The organism is Collibacillus ludicampi, assembly GCF_023705585.1.
GTDB lineage: Bacteria > Bacillota > Bacilli > Tumebacillales > BOQE01 > Collibacillus > Collibacillus ludicampi.
Window position 1 is genome coordinate 2757830 of the sequence record NZ_BOQE01000001.1, and the last position, 21251, is coordinate 2779080.

General features: G+C 47.1%; 18 protein-coding genes, 5 tRNA genes, 1 pseudogene and 2 other annotated features. Of the genes and pseudogenes, 20 read left to right on the forward strand and 4 right to left on the reverse strand.

Annotation, left to right across the window (positions count from 1 at the left end):
* The first annotated feature begins 72 nt into the window (after positions 1-72).
* Positions 73-333, forward strand: coding sequence for a DUF2621 family protein (locus tag DNHGIG_RS13990; RefSeq protein WP_282200174.1), 261 nt, complete (start codon positions 73-75; stop codon positions 331-333).
* Between the two features lie 86 nt (positions 334-419).
* Here DNHGIG_RS13990 and DNHGIG_RS13995 read toward each other — a convergent pair whose 3' ends face one another.
* The 4 genes from DNHGIG_RS13995 to DNHGIG_RS14010 all read right to left on the reverse strand — a co-directional run bounded on the left by DNHGIG_RS13995 (position 420) and on the right by DNHGIG_RS14010 (position 4377).
* A complete protein-coding gene (locus DNHGIG_RS13995; protein WP_282200175.1) occupies positions 420-1274 on the reverse strand; it encodes a zinc metalloprotease HtpX in 855 nt (284 codons plus the stop codon).
* A gap of 51 nt (positions 1275-1325) precedes the next feature.
* Positions 1326-1787 (reverse strand): MerR family transcriptional regulator, encoded by a 462-nt coding sequence (locus tag DNHGIG_RS14000; RefSeq protein ID WP_282200176.1) that lies wholly within the window; start codon positions 1785-1787, stop codon positions 1326-1328.
* Positions 1788-2484: 697 nt separating this feature from the next.
* Positions 2485-3651 (reverse strand): LL-diaminopimelate aminotransferase, encoded by a 1167-nt coding sequence (locus DNHGIG_RS14005; RefSeq protein WP_282200177.1) that lies wholly within the window; start codon positions 3649-3651, stop codon positions 2485-2487.
* Between the two features lie 9 nt (positions 3652-3660).
* Positions 3661-4377, reverse strand: coding sequence for an FAD-dependent thymidylate synthase (locus DNHGIG_RS14010; RefSeq protein ID WP_282200178.1), 717 nt, complete (start codon positions 4375-4377; stop codon positions 3661-3663).
* Positions 4378-4672: 295 nt separating this feature from the next.
* Here DNHGIG_RS14010 and DNHGIG_RS14015 point away from each other — a divergent pair, with 295 nt between their 5' ends.
* The 19 genes and pseudogenes from DNHGIG_RS14015 (at position 4673) to pheS (ending at position 21249) form a co-directional block, all read left to right on the forward strand.
* Positions 4673-5686, forward strand: coding sequence for a DNA double-strand break repair nuclease NurA (locus tag DNHGIG_RS14015; RefSeq protein ID WP_282200179.1), 1014 nt, complete (start codon positions 4673-4675; stop codon positions 5684-5686).
* A 56-nt stretch (positions 5687-5742) separates the two neighbouring features.
* Positions 5743-7608 (forward strand): ATP-binding protein, encoded by a 1866-nt coding sequence (locus tag DNHGIG_RS14020; protein WP_282200180.1) that lies wholly within the window; start codon positions 5743-5745, stop codon positions 7606-7608.
* A 265-nt stretch (positions 7609-7873) separates the two neighbouring features.
* Positions 7874-8863 (forward strand): metallophosphoesterase family protein, encoded by a 990-nt coding sequence (locus DNHGIG_RS14025; RefSeq protein ID WP_282200181.1) that lies wholly within the window; start codon positions 7874-7876, stop codon positions 8861-8863.
* Positions 8860-10338 carry an AAA family ATPase gene (locus DNHGIG_RS14030; protein WP_282200182.1) on the forward strand — a complete coding sequence of 493 codons (1479 nt, stop codon included), beginning with the start codon at positions 8860-8862 and terminating at the stop codon, positions 10336-10338. Before DNHGIG_RS14025 ends, DNHGIG_RS14030 begins: the two co-directional genes overlap by 4 nt.
* Positions 10313-10558, forward strand: a complete 246-nt coding sequence (locus DNHGIG_RS14035) for a hypothetical protein (RefSeq protein ID WP_282200183.1) — start codon at positions 10313-10315, stop codon at positions 10556-10558. The genes DNHGIG_RS14030 and DNHGIG_RS14035 overlap by 26 nt, the downstream gene beginning before the upstream one ends.
* Positions 10559-10560: 2 nt before the next feature.
* Entirely contained in the window at positions 10561-11211 is a 651-nt protein-coding gene (locus DNHGIG_RS14040) for a DNA repair protein RecN (RefSeq protein WP_282200184.1), read from the forward strand.
* A 188-nt stretch (positions 11212-11399) separates the two neighbouring features.
* Positions 11400-11475 (forward strand) — tRNA-Ala (locus DNHGIG_RS14045).
* A gap of 6 nt (positions 11476-11481) precedes the next feature.
* A tRNA-Phe gene (locus DNHGIG_RS14050) sits at positions 11482-11557 on the forward strand.
* 12 nt (positions 11558-11569) lie between these two features.
* A tRNA-Cys gene (locus DNHGIG_RS14055) sits at positions 11570-11644 on the forward strand.
* 8 nt (positions 11645-11652) lie between these two features.
* Positions 11653-11740: transfer RNA gene (locus DNHGIG_RS14060), tRNA-Leu, on the forward strand.
* Positions 11741-11747: 7 nt separating this feature from the next.
* Positions 11748-11822, forward strand: a tRNA-Val gene (locus DNHGIG_RS14065).
* 600 nt (positions 11823-12422) lie between these two features.
* On the forward strand, positions 12423-12602 hold the full coding sequence (locus DNHGIG_RS14070; RefSeq protein WP_282200185.1) for a hypothetical protein: 180 nt from the start codon (positions 12423-12425) through the stop codon (positions 12600-12602).
* Between the two features lie 213 nt (positions 12603-12815).
* A complete protein-coding gene (locus DNHGIG_RS14075; protein ID WP_282200186.1) occupies positions 12816-14648 on the forward strand; it encodes a monovalent cation:proton antiporter family protein in 1833 nt (610 codons plus the stop codon).
* 150 nt (positions 14649-14798) lie between these two features.
* Positions 14799-15695 carry a putative sporulation protein YtxC gene (gene ytxC, locus DNHGIG_RS14080; RefSeq protein ID WP_282200187.1) on the forward strand — a complete coding sequence of 299 codons (897 nt, stop codon included), beginning with the start codon at positions 14799-14801 and terminating at the stop codon, positions 15693-15695.
* A gap of 29 nt (positions 15696-15724) precedes the next feature.
* Positions 15725-15942 (forward strand) — a binding site (T-box leader).
* A gap of 115 nt (positions 15943-16057) precedes the next feature.
* A complete protein-coding gene (thrS, locus tag DNHGIG_RS14085) occupies positions 16058-17983 on the forward strand; it encodes a threonine--tRNA ligase (protein WP_282200188.1) in 1926 nt (641 codons plus the stop codon).
* 125 nt (positions 17984-18108) lie between these two features.
* A pseudogene (locus DNHGIG_RS14090) lies at positions 18109-18500 on the forward strand (potassium channel family protein); the annotation flags it as partial.
* A 15-nt stretch (positions 18501-18515) separates the two neighbouring features.
* Positions 18516-19325 carry a TrmH family RNA methyltransferase gene (locus DNHGIG_RS14095; protein ID WP_282200189.1) on the forward strand — a complete coding sequence of 270 codons (810 nt, stop codon included), beginning with the start codon at positions 18516-18518 and terminating at the stop codon, positions 19323-19325.
* Positions 19326-19489: 164 nt separating this feature from the next.
* Positions 19490-19840: a DUF2512 family protein gene (locus DNHGIG_RS14100; RefSeq protein ID WP_282200190.1), complete on the forward strand. Its 351-nt coding sequence runs from the start codon at positions 19490-19492 to the stop codon at positions 19838-19840.
* 61 nt (positions 19841-19901) lie between these two features.
* Positions 19902-20137: a binding site (T-box leader), on the forward strand.
* Positions 20138-20211: 74 nt separating this feature from the next.
* A complete protein-coding gene (pheS, locus tag DNHGIG_RS14105; protein ID WP_282200191.1) occupies positions 20212-21249 on the forward strand; it encodes a phenylalanine--tRNA ligase subunit alpha in 1038 nt (345 codons plus the stop codon).
* Positions 21250-21251: the final 2 nt, after the last annotated feature.

Genomic DNA, 21251 nt, shown 5'->3' on the forward strand with positions numbered 1-21251 from the left:
AACATGCGATTTTGGTCAGGAAATTTTGGGTAGTGACCGATTTTCAAGATTGAAAAAGAAAGGAGTTCACTCATGGAATACATAAAAGAGGCGAAGGACTTGTTGGAAGAACTCATTTCACCGATTCCAGTTTTTGTACGCCCTACGGCGAAAAAAGCGATCGAAAAGAAAATCATGGAAGTGGCGAAGGAAAACGGCCATGCACAGATTGAAGTATCGGATGTTTTGCGTGGATATATTCTCGCGGGATCCGGCAAAGACAAGGAGCGGATGAAAGAGTTCCTGTCCAAAAAAGGTATTGATCTTACGCCATATGCCGATATTCTTGGGTAAGCATTCGATGTCCGACACATGGACAGAGGAAATGAAAAAAGGCCTCGGGCATCATATTCCCAAGGCCTTTTTTGTACTTCTCTATATTAAAACTGGAGTTGACGCAAGCGGCGAACACGCTCTTCGATCGGGGGGTGAGTCGAGAAAAGGCGTGCGATGGATAGTCCTTTGAACGGATTCACGATAAACAGATGTGAGGCAGCGGGTGAAACTCCATAAGCTGGAATATGATGTGACGCCTGCTCCAATCGTAACAGAGCGTTCGCTAAGCCATGCGGAGAACCGGCAATCCTTGCGCCAGTTGCGTCCGCTTTAAATTCACGCGAACGAGAGATGGCAAGCTGGATGATCATTGCTGCGATCGGTCCCAAAATGGCCATAAAGATTCCGGCAACAGCACCGCCGATTCCCTCGTTATCCTCATCACGGTTCCCGAACCCCGCAAACATGAAAGACCATTGGATCATATCGGCGATCCAGGTGATTGCGCCCGCCAACATCGCTGCAATAGTGGAAATGAGCACATCACGATTTTTGATATGAGCCAGTTCGTGTGCGATCACCCCTTCCAGCTCATCGCGGTCGAGAATCTGCAAAATGCCCTCGGTAACAGCTACCGCGGAATGATGAGGATCGCGTCCTGTGGCAAAAGCGTTAGGTTGCGGCGAAGGGGTCAAATATACGCGTGGCATAGGGATTCCTGCGCGGGCAGATAGACGGCGAATCATCTCATGCAATTCCGGTGCTTCATGTTCGGGCAATTCGCGGGAGTGGGTCATTGCGATCGCCATCTTATCGCTGTAGAAATAACCGATAAGGTTCATCGCAACAGAAATGAGCAGAAAGATGAATGCTCCCGTTCTGCCGCCAAAAAGAGATCCCATCAACACGAGAAGAATCGTAAGGGCTCCCATGAGTATCCACGTTTTCAGTGTGTTCATCGTGTATCCTCCTTCAAGAGGTTGTTCGAAAAGGATTCGTGCACTTCATGATCAAGTGAAAAAATTTGCGTCAAAAAGCAACAGCAGTGTTTGCGCTAGTGACAAACCTTGCGCCATCGCTTTCTGCCAGATCGCTTTCATTTCGGGAGAGCGGGAATTTTTTAGCCGCTCCTGCAAAGCGGGACGCAATGCTACAATTTCTTTCTCGATGGATGATAATGTGTCGCGAAGGAACTCAACTTTTTCCAACAATTGATCTTCTTGTTTGCCTCGTTCAAGAAGATCCAACTGCTCACGGATTTCTTCCAGAGTATATTTCTTTTTCTTCATTTCAGTTATATAGCGTAGCCGTTCCAGACTATCTGCCTTGTACAGTCGATAGTTCCCGTTCGAGCGCTCCTCAGGTTGCAGTAGCCCTATACGCGTGTAAAAATCGATAGTTCGGCGGCTTACGTTGGCGAGGCGCGCAAGTTCGCCGATTCGATATAAGGTTACATCCCCATTTGAGATCACTCCTTTTCATTGCTATCATTTTTCATTCTACGTACACTAAACCGTTCAGTCAAACGTTATATTTGTTACAGTTCGGTAAATGGTTATATCCTGAGTCATATGAAGTGTTCAATGAATGAAACAGATGGTGGAATGAAAGGAGGTGATCCTTCAGTATATAAGCAGTATCTTTAAAAAAAAAAAGACAGTGGGTGATTTGGGATAAGTGGGTTTACTGTAAAGTTGATCTATTCTTATATTGAAAATAAGTGCTTGGGTGGATGTATCGCTTTGCGCTTGGGTTCGATGAAGGTCTAGCGGGCATATGCTTCGCGCTCATGCTCCGTGGAGGTCGTCTCCGTGGGTAAATGCTTTGCGCTCATGCTCCGTGAAGGTCGTCTCGCATGGAATCTTAATCATATGTTGCGAGACGACCTTCAAAGTCGCTATTACGCGCAAAGCATTTACCCCTTACCAGACAAAAAGGAAACGAGACGACCTCCAAAGTCGCTGTTTCACGCCAAGCATATGTCCTATTAATGGTTTAAAGGAAGCGGAACGACCTTCAACTCACCTCTGCGCTGCAAAGCAATACAATCCACCCAAAAGCCACTCCGTTATTTAAGGAAGACTTAAACTTCTCTTTCTGCACAAGAAACTGTTCATTCTCTGATGGTGCCACTTGCGAGATAAGTGGCTCGTGCTTTTTTGGGCAACATCATCCGAATAGATTGCTTTCTTTTAAACGCTGTGCCACTTCCTTGAGTTTCTCTTCGTTCTGTACGAGTGCCATGCGCACATATCCTTCTCCTTCCGCGCCGAACCCTACGCCGGGTACGACGACAACACCTGTGCGCAGGAGAAGTTCTTTTGCAAATGTACGGGAAGGAATACCATTTGGAATCGGCGCCCAGACGAACATGGTGGCTTGAGGTTTAGGAATCGTCCATCCTGCTTCTTGCAAACCGTCTAACAGTATGTCACGCCGCTTTTGGTAGATGGATGCCATTCGTTGCGTATGGCCGCGATCATCTTTCAACGCTGTGATCGCCGCCTCTTGAATCGGCAGGAATACGCCATAATCAATGTTGGATTTTACCACATGAAGCGCTTCAATGATATCAGCTCTTCCAACAACGAAGCCAATCCGGCAACCGGCCAGATTAAAACTTTTGGAAGTAGAATGGAATTCGACACCGATCTCTTTCGCTCCCGGTACTTCAAGAAAGCTGATGGGGCTGTATCCGTCAAATGAGAGCTCCGAGTAGGCGGCGTCATGGGCGATTAGGATCTCGTGACGTTTGGCAAATGCGACTGCGAGTTCATAGAAAGCGGCATCCGCCGTGGCGGTCACCGGGTTATTCGGATAGTTCAAGATCATCAGCTTCGCCTTGGCGGCCACGTCACGAGGAATGGCATCGAAATCGGGGAGAAATCCGTTCTCGGCCCGCAACGGCATCGGATACAGTTTTCCGCCTGCCAGATGAATGCTTACCGCATAGATCGGATATCCAGGATCGGGAACAAGGACATAGTCACCTGGATCGATCAAAGCCAGAGCAAGATGAGCCAGTCCATCCTGTGAACCCATCAAGGCGTGCACTTCTGTCTGCGGATCCAGCGAGACACCAAAGCGGCGATCGTACCAATCCGCGACCGCCTGACGAAAAGCAAACGTTCCCTCGGATGTGGGATACCCGTATGCGGCCGGGTTGCCCGCCGCTTGGATCAGCGCTTCCCGCACATGATCGGGAGGCGGCAGATCGGGTGAGCCGATGCCAAGGTCAATGATTTCAATCCCTTGTGCTTGCAATTTCTGGCGAACAGAGTTCAACTCGAAGAAAACAGCTGAGGAGAAATGGCTTAGTCTTTGCGAAACCTTCATATGACCTACCTACTTCCACATGGATTTTAATTGTCCGTATTCTTGCATCAATCGGGCGAAAAGTTCCGGATTATCTTTTTTCAGGCGAAGCCTTACTTTTTTCCAGGCGATCGCTTCCGGACCGTAGAGTTCTTTGGCCAGATCCCATAATTCCGGGTCATATTCGCGTACTTGTTCCCACATCATATTGACAACTTCAAATGTATCGGGTTGTGCACCTGGTTCCCAAATACGTTGCGGAAAGACCGCTTCCATTAAAGTAAGAAAGTTGAATTGCAAAATGTAATGTAACTCGACGCTCATGGGTGCAACGGCACGGGCAGCTTGCAGTCGTTTCCTTTCGATCGGGTCGTTCGTCTCCGGATCGATCCCGTGCACGAGTTTCTGATACGTTTCAAGGTGTTGCTGTCCAATTTCATAAAGTTCGGGTGCTTCGATGGGCGGAATGAAATGTTTCGCTTCATTAGCGCGCAGTCCGCCACATGCCCTCATCTCGAGTGTTGTATATGTAACGAGGTGATCATAGACCACTTTCGAAGTCCAGAATTCAAATTTTACATGTTCTCCGCGAAAGATAGAAGTATGCCCCATACGCAGCATGTTCAAGGGGCGTTTTATGTTGTCCTCATCCGCTTTTCCCAAAAAAATCGCCCCGTTCTTCGCAAGCGATAAGCGGTCCGGATCTGTATAGCGAAGGATTCTGACTCGAGGTTTGATACGTTCCATTTTTCTTAGCCCCACTTTTCATTTGGTTTTATCTTTGACAGTGCTTCTACAATTGTAACACTATTTATCGAACGTTTTGATACTTTCCGGCCATCAAAATGCTTCCACGAAAATTCGCTCGTTACGTTTGTTGAACTCGTTCTGTTTGAAGTGATACAAGGCATTGCTAAGACGGTTTCGACATCTTTCGCATATTCCCTTCTGTTACTTTGCTTCTATTTACTGCTAGTAATAGACTATAGGAACTCCTATCATGCTGTGTTACCATAATAGAAAAAAGGTGAATGGACACATTATGACGGTCGATCTCTCGTTGCAACAGTATTTGCGATCATGGAATGAGTCTTTACGAAAAGAAAAGTACTCTTGGCCTAGCAGGAGGGAGTTGCGCGCAGAGCTTGAGAATACGGTCGGACACTTGATCCCGCTTCGCAAACTGGATGAACAAGAAATAAACACTCTCTCGGGAGGAAGGCCTCTCGTGGGTGTCGATGGGTCGGTCTATACACTCGGGGGAAATTACCCATTTACCGTTACCGCCTTTCAAGCGGTTGCCAAATCGACAGTTGCTTTCGACCGGACGGACAAAGTTGTGCGATCGTCGTTGTATAGTCCACTGGATCGTGAAGACCGCGATGCACTTCGATCTTTTATGGAGGAAAACGAAGAGGGGCTGACGGAAGAAGCGGCTTTTTCCCGTTATAAAGACAGACAGATGGCTCTGCTCGAGATCGAAGCGGCAACGATAGCGTTGGAAAGGTTTCGACCGTTTCTGATCCTTCTTGATGGCCAATTCAGCCGTTATCAGAAAGATGAAGAGTTATTCGACAAGTGGCATGTATTCTGTAAAAGGGCACAAGACTGTGAGGCACTCGTGGTGGGGGTCGTTGAAGAGGTTGGTACGATGAAACTCAAGAAGTTTCTTTCCCAACCCGTGCAAGATCGGCTCATAACCGGTCATGACCGAGAGATTTTGTTCGGTTTATTCGAAACGGGTGAGGCGCTTTTGCCGCATGAGGAGATTGAGATCAAACATGACGCTTATGTTGCATTCGCACGCTTATCTGACCAACCGCAAGCGATCGCTTGCAATTTCCTCTATGACCAGGTAGATCATGTACAAGATCTCTTGTGTTTGCTTTATACCCTCACCCCGAAACAGGGAAGGGGCATTCCTTTATGGCTCGATCTCGTGGATGTCGAGGCAAGGATTACGAAGAAAGAATGGGAAATGTTGGTGCAATCGACTCTCGACAAAGACATATATGAACGTTTTTTGCGTCCTCAGAGGGAGCGAAGGGACTACTGACGGGGAAGATACTTGGTCGTCAAAATCAATAGAAATACAAAGATGGTGATACATGCATGCAAATCGTTGGAACGACTACACAGATGGAAGCCTGGGCAGCATCGCGCAACCGCAAGTTTCATATCAACGAAATCTTAATTATCGAAGATACGGATCACGGTGATTTGCAAGCGGAAGTCGTTCAGACCAGCAGCTTTAACCGATACATTCCCCTTGCCAATGAACAATCGGGCCTTGTTGATCCGGATGTGCTCAACAGCATGCGCTCTCTAGGCTTTGATCTCAAGAATGAAACGATCTATGTGGCCAAATTGCGTTTGTTAGAAGAAATTAACAAACCGATAACGGTGGGTTCGCATGTGCGCGTACCCATTTTTTCTGAAGTAGAGAAGCTGTTGGTGAAAAAACGGCCTGCCGAGGGATTAACGCTCGGTGTGATCATGGGTACGGGAGATGTGGCAAAAGGGATGCCGGAAGATCTGCTAGACGTCGCTCTCCTCTATAACAAGGAGGAGGGAATCATCCCGCAAAACGGAGTTCCATTCGTTTTTGACTATCGATCCATGGATAACTACCCGCATATCGGTATTTTCGGCGGTTCGGGTTCAGGAAAATCATTTGGGCTGCGGGTACTGCTTGAAGAACTGATGGGGAAGAAAGTGCCTGCCGTTGTTTTCGATCCGCATTATGAATTGCAGTTTAATGATCCTTTTCCTGGATTGCCCGATTTCTACAAAGAGGATTACAAGCGGCGCTTTGTCATTCTGGCTGCGGGAACTGATGTGGGAATCGAATTCTCCGAATTGACGAGTGACGATATCGTTTCCCTTTTGCGTTCTTCTTCAGGATCACTTACGGATGCGATGGAAAATGCGATTAAAACCTTACATAAAAAAGGGGACAGTTATCATTCATTTGCCAGCCGGATTGCCAATATGGCCGAAGCCCTCGATGACGAGGAATCCGTGAAAAAGCAAGCGAGAGAAGAGGAACTTCTCGATGGCGCGGAACGTGAGAGAGTCAAAGAGATGGCGAAGCTCCTGAGGACGTATAAAGATAAAATCGGGGGATCGGCCCATACGTTACGGGCGATCACCCGCCGGTTACATCGTTTGGATATGGAAGGCGTCTTTGTCCCCCTCGGAACTCATGCGATCGAAGAAGCGCTCATGCGCAGGCAGTTGGTCGTGATCCGGGGATCCATCTGGTTCTTGCAAGTGTTCGCATCTTATCTGGTACGGAAGCTTTACCAGAAGAGAAGAGCGTATCGTGATTCGATTCAAAAAGGGAAGCCGATTGAAGAAAAATTTCCGCCATTTGTCATCATTACGGATGAAGCCCATAATTTCGCGCCGACGGGTGCACTTGAATCACCCACCAAAGCGATCCTCAAAGAAATTGCCCAGGAAGGCAGGAAATACGGGGTTTTTCTGGTACTGGCCACCCAGAGACCGGCTTTGCTCGATGACACGATCACAGCACAATTAAGTACCAAAATTGTGTTTCGTACCGTGCGTGCTACCGACATACAGGTGATTCGCGAGGAGACCGACCTCACGTCGGAGGAAGCGAGCCGCTTGCCTTACCTCCCTTCGGGAACCGCTTTTCTCTCGTCAGCAATTACGGGAAGGACGGTAGCTATACGCATCCGTGTATCGAAAACGACCTCTCCACATGCTAGCAATCCGTTTGAAGAACTGGACGAATCATTTGCAGAACTGGATGCGAAACTTTGGGAGGCACTCACAGATTTGTTGCCGATTGACGCTTTCAATCTCACTGCCTATTTACCGGAGATTTCACGGAAAATGCGCCGCACGATTTCCCACGACGAACTGGCACATGCACTGCAATCCTTTGCCGAAGACGGTCGTCTTCTCGCAGAAAGGACGCCGTTCGGTTTGAGGTACAGGCGGCGGTAAGCACTGGCTTTATACGTTACTCCATACCGTGAGTATCGATATCATTAGATGTTAAGTTTCTTGTGCGGGAAGAGAAGTTTAGATCGACTACAAGCAGGGGAGTGGCTTGTGGTGGGTGTATCGCTTTGCGGCGCAGAGGTGAGTTGAAGGTCGTTCCGCAACCTCTAATAAGAATCCAGGCGGGACGACCTACATCGAACCCAAGCGCAAAGCGATACACCCACTCAAGCACTAAGTTTTAAGATCGATTGGGGGTGAGCGAGCGATGAAATTACTCTATATCACAGATACCCATATCCGCGCAACATCACCGGCAAATCGAACCGATGATTTCATCGAAACATTGAAAGCGAAATTCAGGGAAGTGGGCCATCTGGCACAGATGCACGAAGTGGATGCCATATTGCATGGAGGGGATTTTTTTGATATTCCCAATCCCTCATTAGCAATTTGCGGAGATTTCGTTGCCCTAATGAAAGAATGGGGAAAACCCATCTATGGAATCGCGGGAAATCACGACCTATTTGGTCATAACCCGGATACCTTGTCACGCACGATGCTCGGCTTTATCAACCGCCTCGGTATCGTGCGGCTGATCCATCCTGGTGAGCGCGTCTTTTTGGAAAAAGGAGGCGTGCGCGTACAACTGAGCGGACAACATTATCATTATGAGCTGGATCGCCGCGATCCCCGATTGGACTATTGCATTCAAGAGAAAGAGGCGGATGTGGCGATCCACTTGGTTCATGGCATGCTTCTCGATCGCAAATTCATGGACGGGGTGGCCCATACGGTCGTCGACCAGATCGTAGAAACGGCCGCCGACATGACATTATGCGGCCACAATCACCTCGGGTTTCCCCCGGTTGAAACGAACGGCAAGGTGTTTTATAACCCAGGAGGCTTTGTGCGTCTGTCCAATCACCCCGTAGACGTTCAACGCATACCTCAAGCGCTGCTTATCGACGTGACTGACGGTTCCCTGACGTACCGTGCGATTCCGCTTGAGAGTGCACCGAATGGCGAAGAGGTCATCGATTGTTCGAAGAAAGAAGAGGCGGCATTCATGGAGCAGCGACTTGCACAGTTTGTGCAAGGAATCAAAGCGGCGGGGGATTATAAGGCGGTCGATATCGGAGCGATTCTCAATGAAATTGCTGATCGAGACGGGTTGCCCGCCGATGTGCGCGAGGAAGCGATGAGGCGGATCGCCGCCGCGGAAGAGAGACTGGCGGCAGGGAGTGCGAATCGATGAAGACAATCAAGAAGATCATCATTGAAAATTTCCAGTCACATGAATATAGTGAACTGGAGTTTGATAACGGATTGAATGTGATTATCGGTGCATCCGACCAAGGAAAGTCATCTGTCATCCGTGCGCTTCGATGGGTATTGTACAACGAACCCCGCGGCGCCGATTTTATACGCGTCGGCGCCAATCATGTGCGAGTGACGATTTACATGAATGACGGCTTTATCGTAACGCGTGAGAGAACCCCGTCCAAGAACCGATATATTGTCACAAGTCCGGATGGGGATGAACAGATCTATGAGGGATTTGGGAACAGTGTTCCGCAAGAGGTGATCACTGCTCACGGCGTGGAGAAAATCATGCTGGATGAAGGGGAAGAGAAGATGTTGCATCTCGGCATGCAACTCGATGGCCCTTTTCTCCTTTCAGAATCAGGAGCGGTCAAGGCCAAGGCGATCGGTCGATTGAACGGCGTGCATATTATTGACGCGGCACATCGTGATACTTCCCGTGATCTTGCGCGTTTGCAACAGGATGAGAAAACATACCGCGAACAATTGCATGCTTTGCAAGAAGAACTCGAACAGTTTCAAGACCTCGCCTACCTGGAAAATATACTGTTTCTCGTTGAAGAAAAACAGAATCGTGTGCAGCAGCTTTCCACGAGGCTAGCCAAGCTAAAGCAGTTGCGTGATGCCATGCAGGAAAATCATAGGCAGTTGGAAATCGCCGAACGGGTGTTGCAACAAACGGAAAAGTTAACGGATATTGTTGGACTATGGGAATGCGCGGTGCAAGTGAACGAGAGGGTAAAACGGCTGCGGTTCTTACGTGAGAAACTGCAAAGTATTCGACGTGAACTCGCATATTGTGCAAAAATCGAACAGGAGACAAGAGAACTCGAACGCGCTTCTCAGAAAGTAACGAGTTTACAACAAGTATTAAATAAACATCGACTGCTTCAACAAATGTCAGGGAAGTGGAAGGAAGTGAATCGATCCCTGGCTCTTGTTGAACGTGTCTTGGAACGAACAAAAGATGTGGAAAAGGGGATCCATCTCTATGAACGTTTGATCCGCCTTGGCATGAAACAAAAGACGCTTCGGACTTCTTATGAAAAACTGCGTCTGATTGAGCGAGACACGCAAGTGGTTGAACGCTATTTGACACGCTTGGCGGAAATCGATCGCGCCGAGGAGAAACTTGCTCATTTAACTAAGTTCATCGATCGTCTCCAAAGGCTCGCTTCCTTGCGAAACCAGAAAGCAGAGATTGAAGAACGTCTATTCAGGGCCGATCAATTTCTTAAGGAACATGCACGTGAAATGGAGAAACAATTAAACGCTTACCAGATTTTATTGAAGCGCTCCGGTACATGCCCGGTTTGCTTCTCACCGATCGATGAACATACAACCGAACGGATTTTAGAGGAGTTTACAGGGGGAGTGGAAGATGGAAGAGAAACTCGCGGAACTTAAAGAAGGGCTCACAAAAGCACGTGACTTGCGTTTGCGAGCCGAGACGAAAAAAGAAAATCTGCTCAAGCAGAAGGAAGATATTCTCACGCAGATACAAGCGGAAGATGTTGACCCGGAACAGCTCGATGCGGAAATCAGCAAGTTGGAGAATGAAATCGCAACACTTACGGAGGAGATCCATGCGTTGATTCCCTGGGATTTGATCAAGAGAGGGGAATGATGATGGACATTACAGTCGCAGTCCGCGAACTGCGTGCCGCTTATCATCGCCGACTTGGAGAGCGGGACGCGATCTTGCGGAAAATTGAGCAAACGGAAGCGAAATTGACCCAGTTGCAGAAGGAAATGGAGATCTTGGTGCAGGTGAAAATTTTACTGCAACAATCGTCCCATTTTGCCCGTGAACAGGCGCGCAAGCAGATTGAAGGGATGGTCACGCAAGCGCTTCAATATATATTTGGCGATGAAAACATGGAATTCCGAGTCGAGATTGAAGAAGTGCGCGGTCGCGCGGAAGGCGAATTTTATGTTGTCTCGTTATACGGCGGAGAGATTCCTGTGCAGACGCGTCCTCAAGATGCCAGAGGAGGAGGAGTCGTCGATGTGATCTCACTCGCTTTACGCGCTGCGCTGCTTCAGGCCACACGGATGGAAGGGCCGATCATTCTCGATGAACCGGGCAAGCATGTATCTGCGGAGTACAGTCGGAATGTAGCCCAGTTTCTTAAAGAACTGTCGGCGGCATTCGGACGGCAAATCATCTTAGTCACACATAACGCGGAACTCGCTTCGATGGGGGACGTATCCTATCTGGTAGAACTGCGCGAAGGGCGAAGTCATGTCACGCCTTTTCATGCGACGATGTTGGCGTGATGACGTGGGATTGCGAATGCGAACCCGCACGAATCAAAAAAAGGGGCTTGGTGAACCAGGCCCCACTTTTACATGCGTATCGTACAGAATCACAACTGACGATGCATGGATTTCGGAAAAATGTTTAATTGCACCATATTACCTCTTGAAACATTCTATATATGAATGTATAATGGATGTTGTCAGTCGGGGTCGTAGCTCAATTGGTAGAGCACTGCGCTGGCAGCGCAGGGGTTGAGGGTTCGAGTCCCTTCGATTCCACCATCGACTGGCTCGGTAGCTCAGTCGGTAGAGCAGAGGACTGAAAATCCTCGTGTCGGCGGTTCGATTCCGTCCCGAGCCACCATTTTGATTGATTGGCGCCATAGCCAAGTGGTAAGGCAGAGGTCTGCAAAACCTTTATTCCCCGGTTCGAATCCGGGTGGCGCCTCCAAGTAAACTGCGGGTATGGCGGAATCGGCAGACGCAACAGACTTAAAATCTGTCGGGAATTATTCCCGTGCCAGTTCAAGTCTGGCTACCCGCACCAATCGTATGCGGCTATAGCTCAGAGGGAGAGCACCACCTTGACACGGTGGGGGCCATAGGTTCGATTCCTATTAGCCGCACCAGATCTTATCAATGAGCGCCTTTCACTCAGTGGATTCTGAGTGGAAGGCGTTTTTCTTTTGAACATAAAGGGGTTTTTGACATATTTATTCCTTGATAGTAGCCATTCATGCCGTATGCGGCGGTGCCATATGATCTCCACGAGGCACGAACGGAAAGCATACTCCCTCCAAACTACACTTTTTAGATAGTCCCCAATGCCGCAAGCGGCGCTATCAGAGGATGAAAAGTTTCTTGTGCGGGAATAGAGATTTAAGCTGCCTAATGCAACGGAGTATCTTTTGGGTGGGTTGTATCGCTTTGCAGCGCAGAGGTGAGTTGAAGGTCGTTCCGCTTCCTATTGCTCTCGTAAAGGGGGTATATGCTTTGCGCGTAATAGCGACTTTGAAGGTCGTCTCGCAACATTTGAATAATATTCCATGCGAGACGACCTTCACGGAGCATGAGCGCAAAACATATACCCCAAAGACGACCTTCATCGAACCCAAGCGCAAAGCGATACACCCACCCAAGCACTCATTTTCAAGGTAGGTCTTATTTGAAGAATTCGGACATACATATAGGAAACAAAAGGACAAGCCAAGAAAGTGGAGGTTTTCGATATGGATGTTCTTGTTGTCATGCTTCTGTTGATAATCGCTATGTTATCCGGAGGGGCTTTTGCTACAGGAAATTATTATATTGGATTTTGCGCACTTTCCTTTTCCATGATCTTAATGATTCCCATGTTGACAATGAAGTCAGAACATAAAAAGAGATTGCGGCGAGGAATGATCCGATAAAAAACCATATACGAAATTAAAGAATAAAGATATCAAATGGCCTTTAGCGTTAGATGCTAATGGCCATTCTTGTTGCAGGAGAAGTTCGTTTTGAGTAAGGAAACTTAGATTGGTATATCCTGTTCGTAAAAGAGACGGTTTCTTAGTGTTGTCAATCCGCGATTTGTTCGAGATACTCATAAGCATACGGATTTGAATGATGGGAGGTCTATCATGGAGGATCATATATCGATCACTTCATTAATGTTGGTCGTTGGCATCGCATTTTTAGTCCCTATTCTTCTTCATCGTTTTCGTTTAGGGATGATACCTGTTGTGGTTGCAGAAATCGTTATGGGAATCATCATCGGAAAAAGCGGATTGAATCTGATTACCGAAGATCCCTGGTTAAAGCTTTTATCATTGCTTGGTTTTATTTTTCTCATGTTTCTCAGTGGAGTAGAAATCGATTTTGACCTTTTGAAAAATAAGACCGGCAGAAAGAATCAAAATGTTGCAAATCCATTTGTGATTGCAACATTGGTTTTCATAGGAATTCTCGTCACTTCACTGTTGCTCTCTTATGGGATGGTTTGGGGAAATTTTATTAAAGAACCTTTTCTCATGACGTTGATCATAGCAACGATCTCGTTGAGAGTCGTTGTACCGGTCCTCAAAGAACGGAGGGCTACGGAAACTCCCTTAGGACAGACCATTCTCATCATCGCCGTGTTATCTGATTTTGTAACCATGATTTTATTGTCTGTTTATATTTCGCTTCTTGCACATGATGTCAACAAAGTCATCATGCTTTTAGCCTTTTTTGCTGTTGTCGTCGCTTCGTATTATGTATTTCGCTATTATTCAAGGAGGCAATTGTTCTCCCGTCTGAGAAAAGGGACGATTCAATTAGGCACACGAGCTGTTTTTGCTCTTATCCTCTTGTTTGTGGTATTATCCGAATCCTTCGGCGCGCAAAATATTCTTGGTGCTTTTCTTGCCGGTGTGATTGTCTCTTTGCTATCTCCAAGAAAAGAGTTTCTCCATCAACTGGATTCTTTCGGGTATGGATTTCTGATCCCTATTTTTTTCGTTATGGTTGGCGTAAAGCTAGATATCAGGCAAATTTTCGCGCAACCATCCATGATTATGTTAATCCCTGTCTTGTTAATCGTATTATTGATCTCCAAAATGCTTCCGATTCTCATCTTACGTCGGTGGTATCCCTGGCGAGAAACGATCGGCGCCGGGGTCTTGCTAACATCAACGCTCAGTCTGGTCATTGCAGCCGCCACCGTTGCACACGACCTTGGCTTAATAAAAGACGAGTTAAAAAATGCACTCATTCTGGTCGCGGTGATCACCAGTTTTATTTCTCCTATCCTTTTTAATCGAATCTACCCAAAGAAAGAAGGAAGGAAGAAGAAGATATCCATTATTGGAGCCAACACGATTACATTACCTGTCGCTCTTCGTTTACAAACGGAGGGATTTCAGGTCACTGTCTTTTCCGAATGTGATCAAGGAATAATAAAGGAACGCAGGGAAATATTTAAAAAAATCCCTTTCGTTGAACTTCCGTCCTTAGATCCATCAATTTTACACGATCATGATGTTTTTCAAGCGGATGTAATTGTTGTTGCATCAGAGGATGATCGCCGTAATGTAGAGATCGGTCATCATGCCTTACAAGAAGGAACGGAGCAGGTTGTTGTGCGCGTTGAGAATCCGGAATTGCAAGAGTCCGTGACTGGAGAAAAGATAACGATATTTTCAACCATGTATTCCGTTTGGACATTGTTAAAAGCGATGGTGGAGCATCCAAGTGCAGTCAGGTTGTTTTCCCAGCCAGACGGTTCCATTCAAGAAGTGGTTGTCAAAAATTATAAATATCATCATGTTCCGCTTCATCAGCTGTCGTTCCTGGGGGATGCTCTCATCCTGCGGATTTACCGAATGGATTCCTTCATGATCCCTCATGGTGATACCCGGTTGCACTTAGGCGATCGTCTTTTAATCAGTGGAAGTTTGGAAAATATCGTTGAGATAAAACAGGAATTGGAATGAAACTTTTCAGTCTAAACAAAGGGACAGCCATCAGCTCGCGGCTGTCTCTTGTTACAGGTATAGAGATTCTAACATCGACATATACTGGGTAACAATACGAGAGGTACGGGATGTGCAAAGTGAACGTGTCTGCGAAAAAGGAGTGAGAACGTGTACGCTGTTTCGATTGGTACCATGAAATATATCGATGTATTGGCGGATTATCTTGAAGAATCATTGGATAAACTCCGGGAACGCGGCGGATCTGTTATTAAAGGGTTTCATGTTCGCGGCAAATTTCCGTACCTTACATATCGCATCGAAAAAGTGGAACGAGAAGACGAAACGGTTCCCCTTTTCTTGGCACAATCCCTCACCCGTTTTCTGACGGAAGTTTGGGAACGTGATCTGTTACAACATATCATCGAAAAGGAATATGATTATTACACGGCGGATGAAGTCGCCTTCCTGGCGGATCGTGGCATTCAATTCTTACGCAATCACCCTCGTGATGGAAAAGAAATATTACGTAATCAAGAGCTTGAAGCGTGTATAGCCGACTATTTGATACATAATCGGACATTTCTTGTCGAAGGATTTGTTCGTTTCCGTCTGCGAGAGTTTGAAAAAGACAGATATCGCGCGATCGAACAAGCGATTGATGAATACTTGATGGATCAGGAATATCGGGAATTTATCCAGTTAATCCGTTATTTTCTTGATATGCAGACATCGTGCCTTCCCTTGATCCACCTTCTCTATGGACAAAAAGGTGTCCAGTTCATCGACTCGGATGGAAATCCTATACGAGAATTTGAATGGCAATCCTATTCCCTAGGTAACTGGGAACATGAGCTTCATTTTGATGATCTGGTGATTTCCTCATTGATTCAGTTGGCTCCCTTAAAGGTAAGAGTACATTCGAAACAGGGTGTTCGCCTTCCATTGATCGTTGATACGGTGTTTGACATATTTGAGAACCGAGCGCAACTTTGTCCGGGCTGTACACTTTGCCATGCAGACGAAGAGGTGGATTTTGAGTCTTTCCCCTTGACTTTTCCGGAATGAATTTTTTATAATCTCGTTGAAAAGTAAGAGTAAAAGCTATGAAGAGGACAGCGTCTATTCGAAACATATCTCAGAGAGAGAGCACCTTGGCTGGAAGTGCTCTTGATATCAGGCGAATAGAAGACCACCTCTGAGCTGCTTGAAGGAAATGTCAAGCCGGAGCCTCTCCGTTATGGGAACGAGGGTCTGTTCATCGAACAGACTGAATCGGGGTGGAACCACGGAGTCAAGCACTTTCGTCCCTGCAAGATCGGGGATGAGAGTGTTTTTTATTTTGTTAGTCATCGAACCCAAGCGCAAAGCGATACACCCACCCAAGCACTAGTTTTCAAGGCAGTCTATTTCAAGAAGGAGGAACGATCATGTCTGTGGATGTACAAAAAGAAGTGCAGATTGAACTGAAAGATGGTTCAAAACGAACCATTCCAGCAGGAACAACCTTGCTTGATGTTGCAGGGATGATTTCCAATCGTTTAAAGAAAGAGGCGGTCGTCGGATCGCTGAACGGCAAATTAGTCGATCTGAACACTCCGATCGAGCAAGACGCAAAGATCGAACTTTTTACACTCAATGACCCGGAAGGTTTGGAGACGATGCGGCACTCGACCGCTCATGTCATGGCACAAGCGGTCAGCCGTCTCTGGCCGGAAGTGAAATTTGCCATCGGACCCGTGATTGAAGACGGATTTTATTACGATTTTTCCGGAAGAACGTTCACCCCGGACGATCTCCCGCTGATTGAAAAAGAAATGGAAAAGATCGTGAAGGAAGATCTTGCGATCCGGAGAGAAGAGGTCACCCGGCAACAAGCGCTAGAGATGTTTAAAGAGCGCGAAGATCGCTTTAAAGTCGAGATCATCCATGAACTCCCGGATGATGCTGTAATCACTGTTTATCATCAAGGAGAATTTACCGATCTCTGCAGGGGCCCGCACCTCCCTTCAACAGGCCGAATCAAAGCATTCAAACTTCTGTCGATCGCGGGGGCTTATTGGCGCGGCGACGCGGAAAATGAGATGTTGACCCGGATCTACGCGACCGCTTTTCCTAAAAAATCGGAGCTTGACGAATACTTAGAGCGTATCGAAGAAGCGAAAAAACGTGACCATCGCCGACTGGGACGCGAGTTGGACTTGTTCTTCATTCCGGATGAGGCACCTGGGATGCCTATTTATCTCCCGAAGGGGATGGCGTTACGAAACGAACTGGAGAAATTTTTACGTGAGTTCCTGAATGAATACGAATATGATGAAGTGCGCACACCGATCATTATGGATCGCGTCTTATGGGAACGTTCCGGTCACTGGGATCACTACAAAGAAAATATGTATTTCACTCATGTGGACGAACGAGATTTCGCTCTGAAACCGATGAACTGCCCGGGACATTGCATTACATTCAAACATCAACTCCGCTCATATCGCGATCTCCCCATCCGAATGGGTGAATTCGGGCTTGTACATCGCCATGAATTATCGGGAGCGCTGCACGGATTGTTGCGCGTGCGTGCATTTACACAAGATGATGCACATATCTTCGTGCGTCCCGATCAAATCGAGCAAGAAGTATTCCAGTGCATGGATTTTATCGATCGGGTGTACAAGACATTCGGATTTGAGTATAGCGTGGAATTGTCGACACGTCCCGAAAAGTCGACGGGCTCGGATGAGCTGTGGGAATTAGCTACAAACGCATTGCGCGACACATTGGAGAAGCGGGGCATGGAATATCAAGTGAATGAAGGGGATGGCGCCTTCTATGGTCCGAAGATCGACTTTCATGTGCGCGATTCGCTCAAGCGTTCCCATCAATGCGGCACGATCCAGCTGGATTTCCAAATGCCTGAGAAATTTGATCTCTCCTATATCGGTGAGGATAATCAGAAACACCGTCCCGTGATGATTCACCGTGCGATCTTCGGTTCGTTTGAACGGTTTATGGCCCTGTTGATTGAACATTACGGCGGTGCGTTTCCGTTCTGGCTCGCTCCCGTACAGGCACGGATTATCGCCGTGAACCCCTTGTATCTCGATTATGCGAACGAAGTCTTAAAACTGTTGAAAAAAGCTGGTATCCGTGCGGAAATCGATACGCGCAATGAAAAGATGGGGTACAAGATCAGGGAAGCACAAATTCAGAAAATCCCATATACCCTCGTAGTCGGGGAACAGGAAACAAATACACGCTCAGTGGCGGTGCGCAAGTACGGAGAAAAAGAGCAGGTCTCCAAACCGTTGGATGAACTGATTCGCGAATGGGTACAAATCGTCAAGGAACGCAGCGCATAATCGCTGCGTTCTGCTATTTTTTTGGTGTTCGTCCAGTTGTTACAATGATGAAAAATGGGTAATCTACTAAAAAAGGATTGACCGTCGCCTAAAAAGAGGGAAGTAGTATGGGTAATTATGGGTTTCTCAAGGAAATGGGTGTTCCCTATATCGTCGTGAAGGCGGAGAACGAATTGAACGGGAAAGTCTTGTCGAGGATCGGCGCCGACTAAGTGGTTTATCCGGAGAGGGATATGGGAATCCGTGTAGCGCACAATCTGATTTCAGCCAATGTACTCGATTTCATTGAATTGTCACCGGAATACAGTATTTTGGAGATTGTGGCTACAAGAAAAATGATCGGCAGGAGTCTCGCCGAACTCGATATTCGCAAAAAATTTGGTTGCAATGTATTGGCGATTCGAAACGGGCAAAAATTTAATATTTTCCAAAAGAGAAAGATGTGATCCGGGAAGGGGATGTCCTTGTGGTTATAGGTGCGAACGCAGATTTGGTAGAGCTTGAGGAACAAGCGTGAGGAGAGACATATGACATGGAGCGAATCACATCAACGAAAAATCCACGTGTTAAGGAATGGGCATCACTGAAACACAAAAAATACCGGGAGCAAAAAGGACTCTTTTTCATTGAAGGAACGCGCCTTGTGGAAGACGCCTTACGTTCCAATGCGCCTGTCGAGACATTATTGTTGAGCGAAGGCAAACGTGAAACTGGGAAGATCGAGGAAATCATCCACACGGCGAATGCTCTCGGGATAGAATTGATTGAAGTCAATGACGCGGTGATCTCCCATGTGACGGACACCCAATCCCCTCAGGGAGTCGTCGCGATCGTCAGACATTATGAGCATAAGTTGGAAGAATCCATTCAGGGGCAGAGAGATGCTCTGTATCTGGCTCTTGAACAGATTCAGGATCCGGGAAATTTGGGGACGATGATTCGAACAGCCGACGCCGTCGGTGCAACAGGAGTTTTGATCGGATCGGGGAGCGTCGATCTTTATAATCCCAAAGTGGTACGCGCCACAATGGGGTCGTTATTCCATCTCCCGGTGTTTGAAGTCGAGCTAATGAATGTTTTGCCTGCCCTGAAAGAGAGAGGAATCCAGTTAATCGGCACGAGCGTGCAGGCGGATCAAACCGTTTATGATATCGATCTTACAGGCAATGTTGTGTTCGTGATCGGTTCAGAGGCACATGGATTATCCGAAGAGGTGCGTAAGTTATTGGATACTGAAGTGAATATTCCCATGCCGGGTTCTGCCGAATCGCTCAATGCGGCGATTGCGTCTGCCGTCATTCTTTATGAGGCAGTTCGACAGAGAATGAGATCGCTTGCCTAAAGCCGTACAAGCGGCAGGACTTGATGGGGATTGAAATGGAAAGAAGCGTTTGGTCTTAAAATAACAAGGCCGGAGCCCAGTAGGGCTCTGGTTTTCGTTTATAACAGGATCACATGCATGAGCCATCTTCCGGAGCGGGAAACTACTTTCAGGAGGTGGAGCGTATGCAAAAGTACTCGTTTCTGATTAAACTTATCGTAACGATTGCAGCTATCTGGGTCGTGGCATTCGCATATCGCCCCTGGGGGTATATGAGGTTCTCTCATGCTGTGGTTCTGGGGGTTATTGTGGCGATTATCGGTTATTTCACGGACCGGGCGATCGTTTACAGAAGCAACAATTATGTGGCTACCGCCGTCGATTTTCTTGTGGCATTTACCGTCGTCTGCGTTGGCGATTGGTTATTTTGGGGCATGCGCGTAAGTCTTTTGTTTGCCGTTTTCGTAGGAATCCTCGTGGCTGCAGTTGAATTTTTTTATCACTATCAATTTGTGCGCGAGACGAAGAAAGCCTGAATGGAAACCGACTTGCCTTTTTCTTTCATCACAGGTATACTCAAATTTAAAATGAAGAAAGTGATCGGTGATGATAGAGAGAGTAAGCACATTGCGACCTTACAGGGAGGAGATGCCGTGGATTGAGAGCATCTCTATGTGTCCGTGTTGCTGAAGTTCACTCTGGAGCTACCTGTCTGAACGATCCAGTAGGACAGGTCGGGAGACTGCTTCCGTTAACGCAATGAAGTGAGACGGATGGGTGTGTTTTCGAGTCCGTCTAATAAGGGTGGTACCACGAGACCTTTCGTCCCTTAGGGAGAAGGGTCTTTTTATTTTTCATATGGCATATAAGAACCCATTTTAATTTTATAGAAAGGCAGTTGAAGCAGATGAAAGAAAAATTGGAGGAACTTCGACAAAGGGCTCTATCTGAATTGGCCACCAGAGAAGGTAAAGAGGCACTGAATGAATGGAGAGTGCAATTTTTAGGAAAGAAAGGAGAATTGACCGCCATCCTGCGCGGGATGGGACAATTATCTCCTGAAGAAAGACCGGTGATCGGTCAATTCGTCAACGAAGTCCGTTCGCAATTAGAAGAAGCGTTCGCAGAAAAAGAAAATCTCGTTAAGAAAGAAGAGCGTGAACGCAAATTGCGTGAACAAGCGGTCGATGTCACTCTGCCGGGACGGAAGTTGCCTTTTGGCCACGAACATCCGCTGATGCGCACGATTCGTGAAATGGAAGATATTTTTATCGGACTCGGGTTTGAAATTGCAGAGGGACCGGTTGTCGAGCTCGATTATTATAATTTTGAAGCGTTGAATCTCCCCAAAAATCACCCGGCACGTGATATGCAAGATACGTTTTATGTCACGGATGAAATTTTATTGCGTACACATACCTCTCCTGTGCAAGTGCGTACGATGGAGAAGAAAAAAGGGGATGTACCTCTGCGGATCGTTTGCCCAGGAAGGGTATTTCGCCGCGACGATGATGATGCCACACATTCGCATGAGTTTACTCAATTGGAAGGGCTCGTGGTTGACCGGAATATTCGTATGAGCGATCTGAAAGGCATTTTGCTTGCGTTTGCTAAACAGATGTTCGGCCAAGACCGCGAGATTCGCTTGCGTCCAAGCTATTTCCCTTTTACAGAGCCGTCGGCAGAGGTGGATCTTTCATGCGGATCCTGTGGGGGCAGTGGATGCCGTGTATGTAAACACACAGGCTGGATTGAGATCCTAGGAGCTGGCATGGTTCACCCGCGGGTTCTTGAAATGGCGGGTTATGACCCTGAAATATATAGAGGATTTGCTTTTGGAATGGGGATCGAAAGAATTGCCATGATGAAATATGGTGTGGACGATATTCGTCAATTTTATGTAAACGATGTGCGTTTCATTCATCAATTCAAGACTTGGTCGTAAAA

What these genes read in the sequence shown, in the direction of transcription:
- DNHGIG_RS14010 (WP_282200178.1), bottom strand. Translation starts at nt 4,377, where the DNA reads ATGGAACGTATCAAACCTCGAGTCAGAATCCTTCGCTATACAGATCCG.
- DNHGIG_RS14100 (WP_282200190.1), top strand. Translation starts at nt 19,490, where the DNA reads ATGCAAAAGTACTCGTTTCTGATTAAACTTATCGTAACGATTGCAGCT.
- thrS (WP_282200188.1), top strand. Translation starts at nt 16,058, where the DNA reads ATGTCTGTGGATGTACAAAAAGAAGTGCAGATTGAACTGAAAGATGGT.
- DNHGIG_RS13990 (WP_282200174.1), top strand. Translation starts at nt 73, where the DNA reads ATGGAATACATAAAAGAGGCGAAGGACTTGTTGGAAGAACTCATTTCA.
- DNHGIG_RS14040 (WP_282200184.1), top strand. Translation starts at nt 10,561, where the DNA reads ATGGACATTACAGTCGCAGTCCGCGAACTGCGTGCCGCTTATCATCGC.
- DNHGIG_RS14020 (WP_282200180.1), top strand. Translation starts at nt 5,743, where the DNA reads ATGCAAATCGTTGGAACGACTACACAGATGGAAGCCTGGGCAGCATCG.
- DNHGIG_RS13995 (WP_282200175.1), bottom strand. Translation starts at nt 1,274, where the DNA reads ATGAACACACTGAAAACGTGGATACTCATGGGAGCCCTTACGATTCTT.
- DNHGIG_RS14095 (WP_282200189.1), top strand. Translation starts at nt 18,516, where the DNA reads ATGGAGCGAATCACATCAACGAAAAATCCACGTGTTAAGGAATGGGCA.
- DNHGIG_RS14030 (WP_282200182.1), top strand. Translation starts at nt 8,860, where the DNA reads ATGAAGACAATCAAGAAGATCATCATTGAAAATTTCCAGTCACATGAA.
- pheS (WP_282200191.1), top strand. Translation starts at nt 20,212, where the DNA reads ATGAAAGAAAAATTGGAGGAACTTCGACAAAGGGCTCTATCTGAATTG.
- DNHGIG_RS14005 (WP_282200177.1), bottom strand. Translation starts at nt 3,651, where the DNA reads ATGAAGGTTTCGCAAAGACTAAGCCATTTCTCCTCAGCTGTTTTCTTC.
- DNHGIG_RS14075 (WP_282200186.1), top strand. Translation starts at nt 12,816, where the DNA reads ATGGAGGATCATATATCGATCACTTCATTAATGTTGGTCGTTGGCATC.
- DNHGIG_RS14035 (WP_282200183.1), top strand. Translation starts at nt 10,313, where the DNA reads ATGGAAGAGAAACTCGCGGAACTTAAAGAAGGGCTCACAAAAGCACGT.
- DNHGIG_RS14015 (WP_282200179.1), top strand. Translation starts at nt 4,673, where the DNA reads ATGACGGTCGATCTCTCGTTGCAACAGTATTTGCGATCATGGAATGAG.
- DNHGIG_RS14025 (WP_282200181.1), top strand. Translation starts at nt 7,874, where the DNA reads ATGAAATTACTCTATATCACAGATACCCATATCCGCGCAACATCACCG.
- DNHGIG_RS14070 (WP_282200185.1), top strand. Translation starts at nt 12,423, where the DNA reads ATGGATGTTCTTGTTGTCATGCTTCTGTTGATAATCGCTATGTTATCC.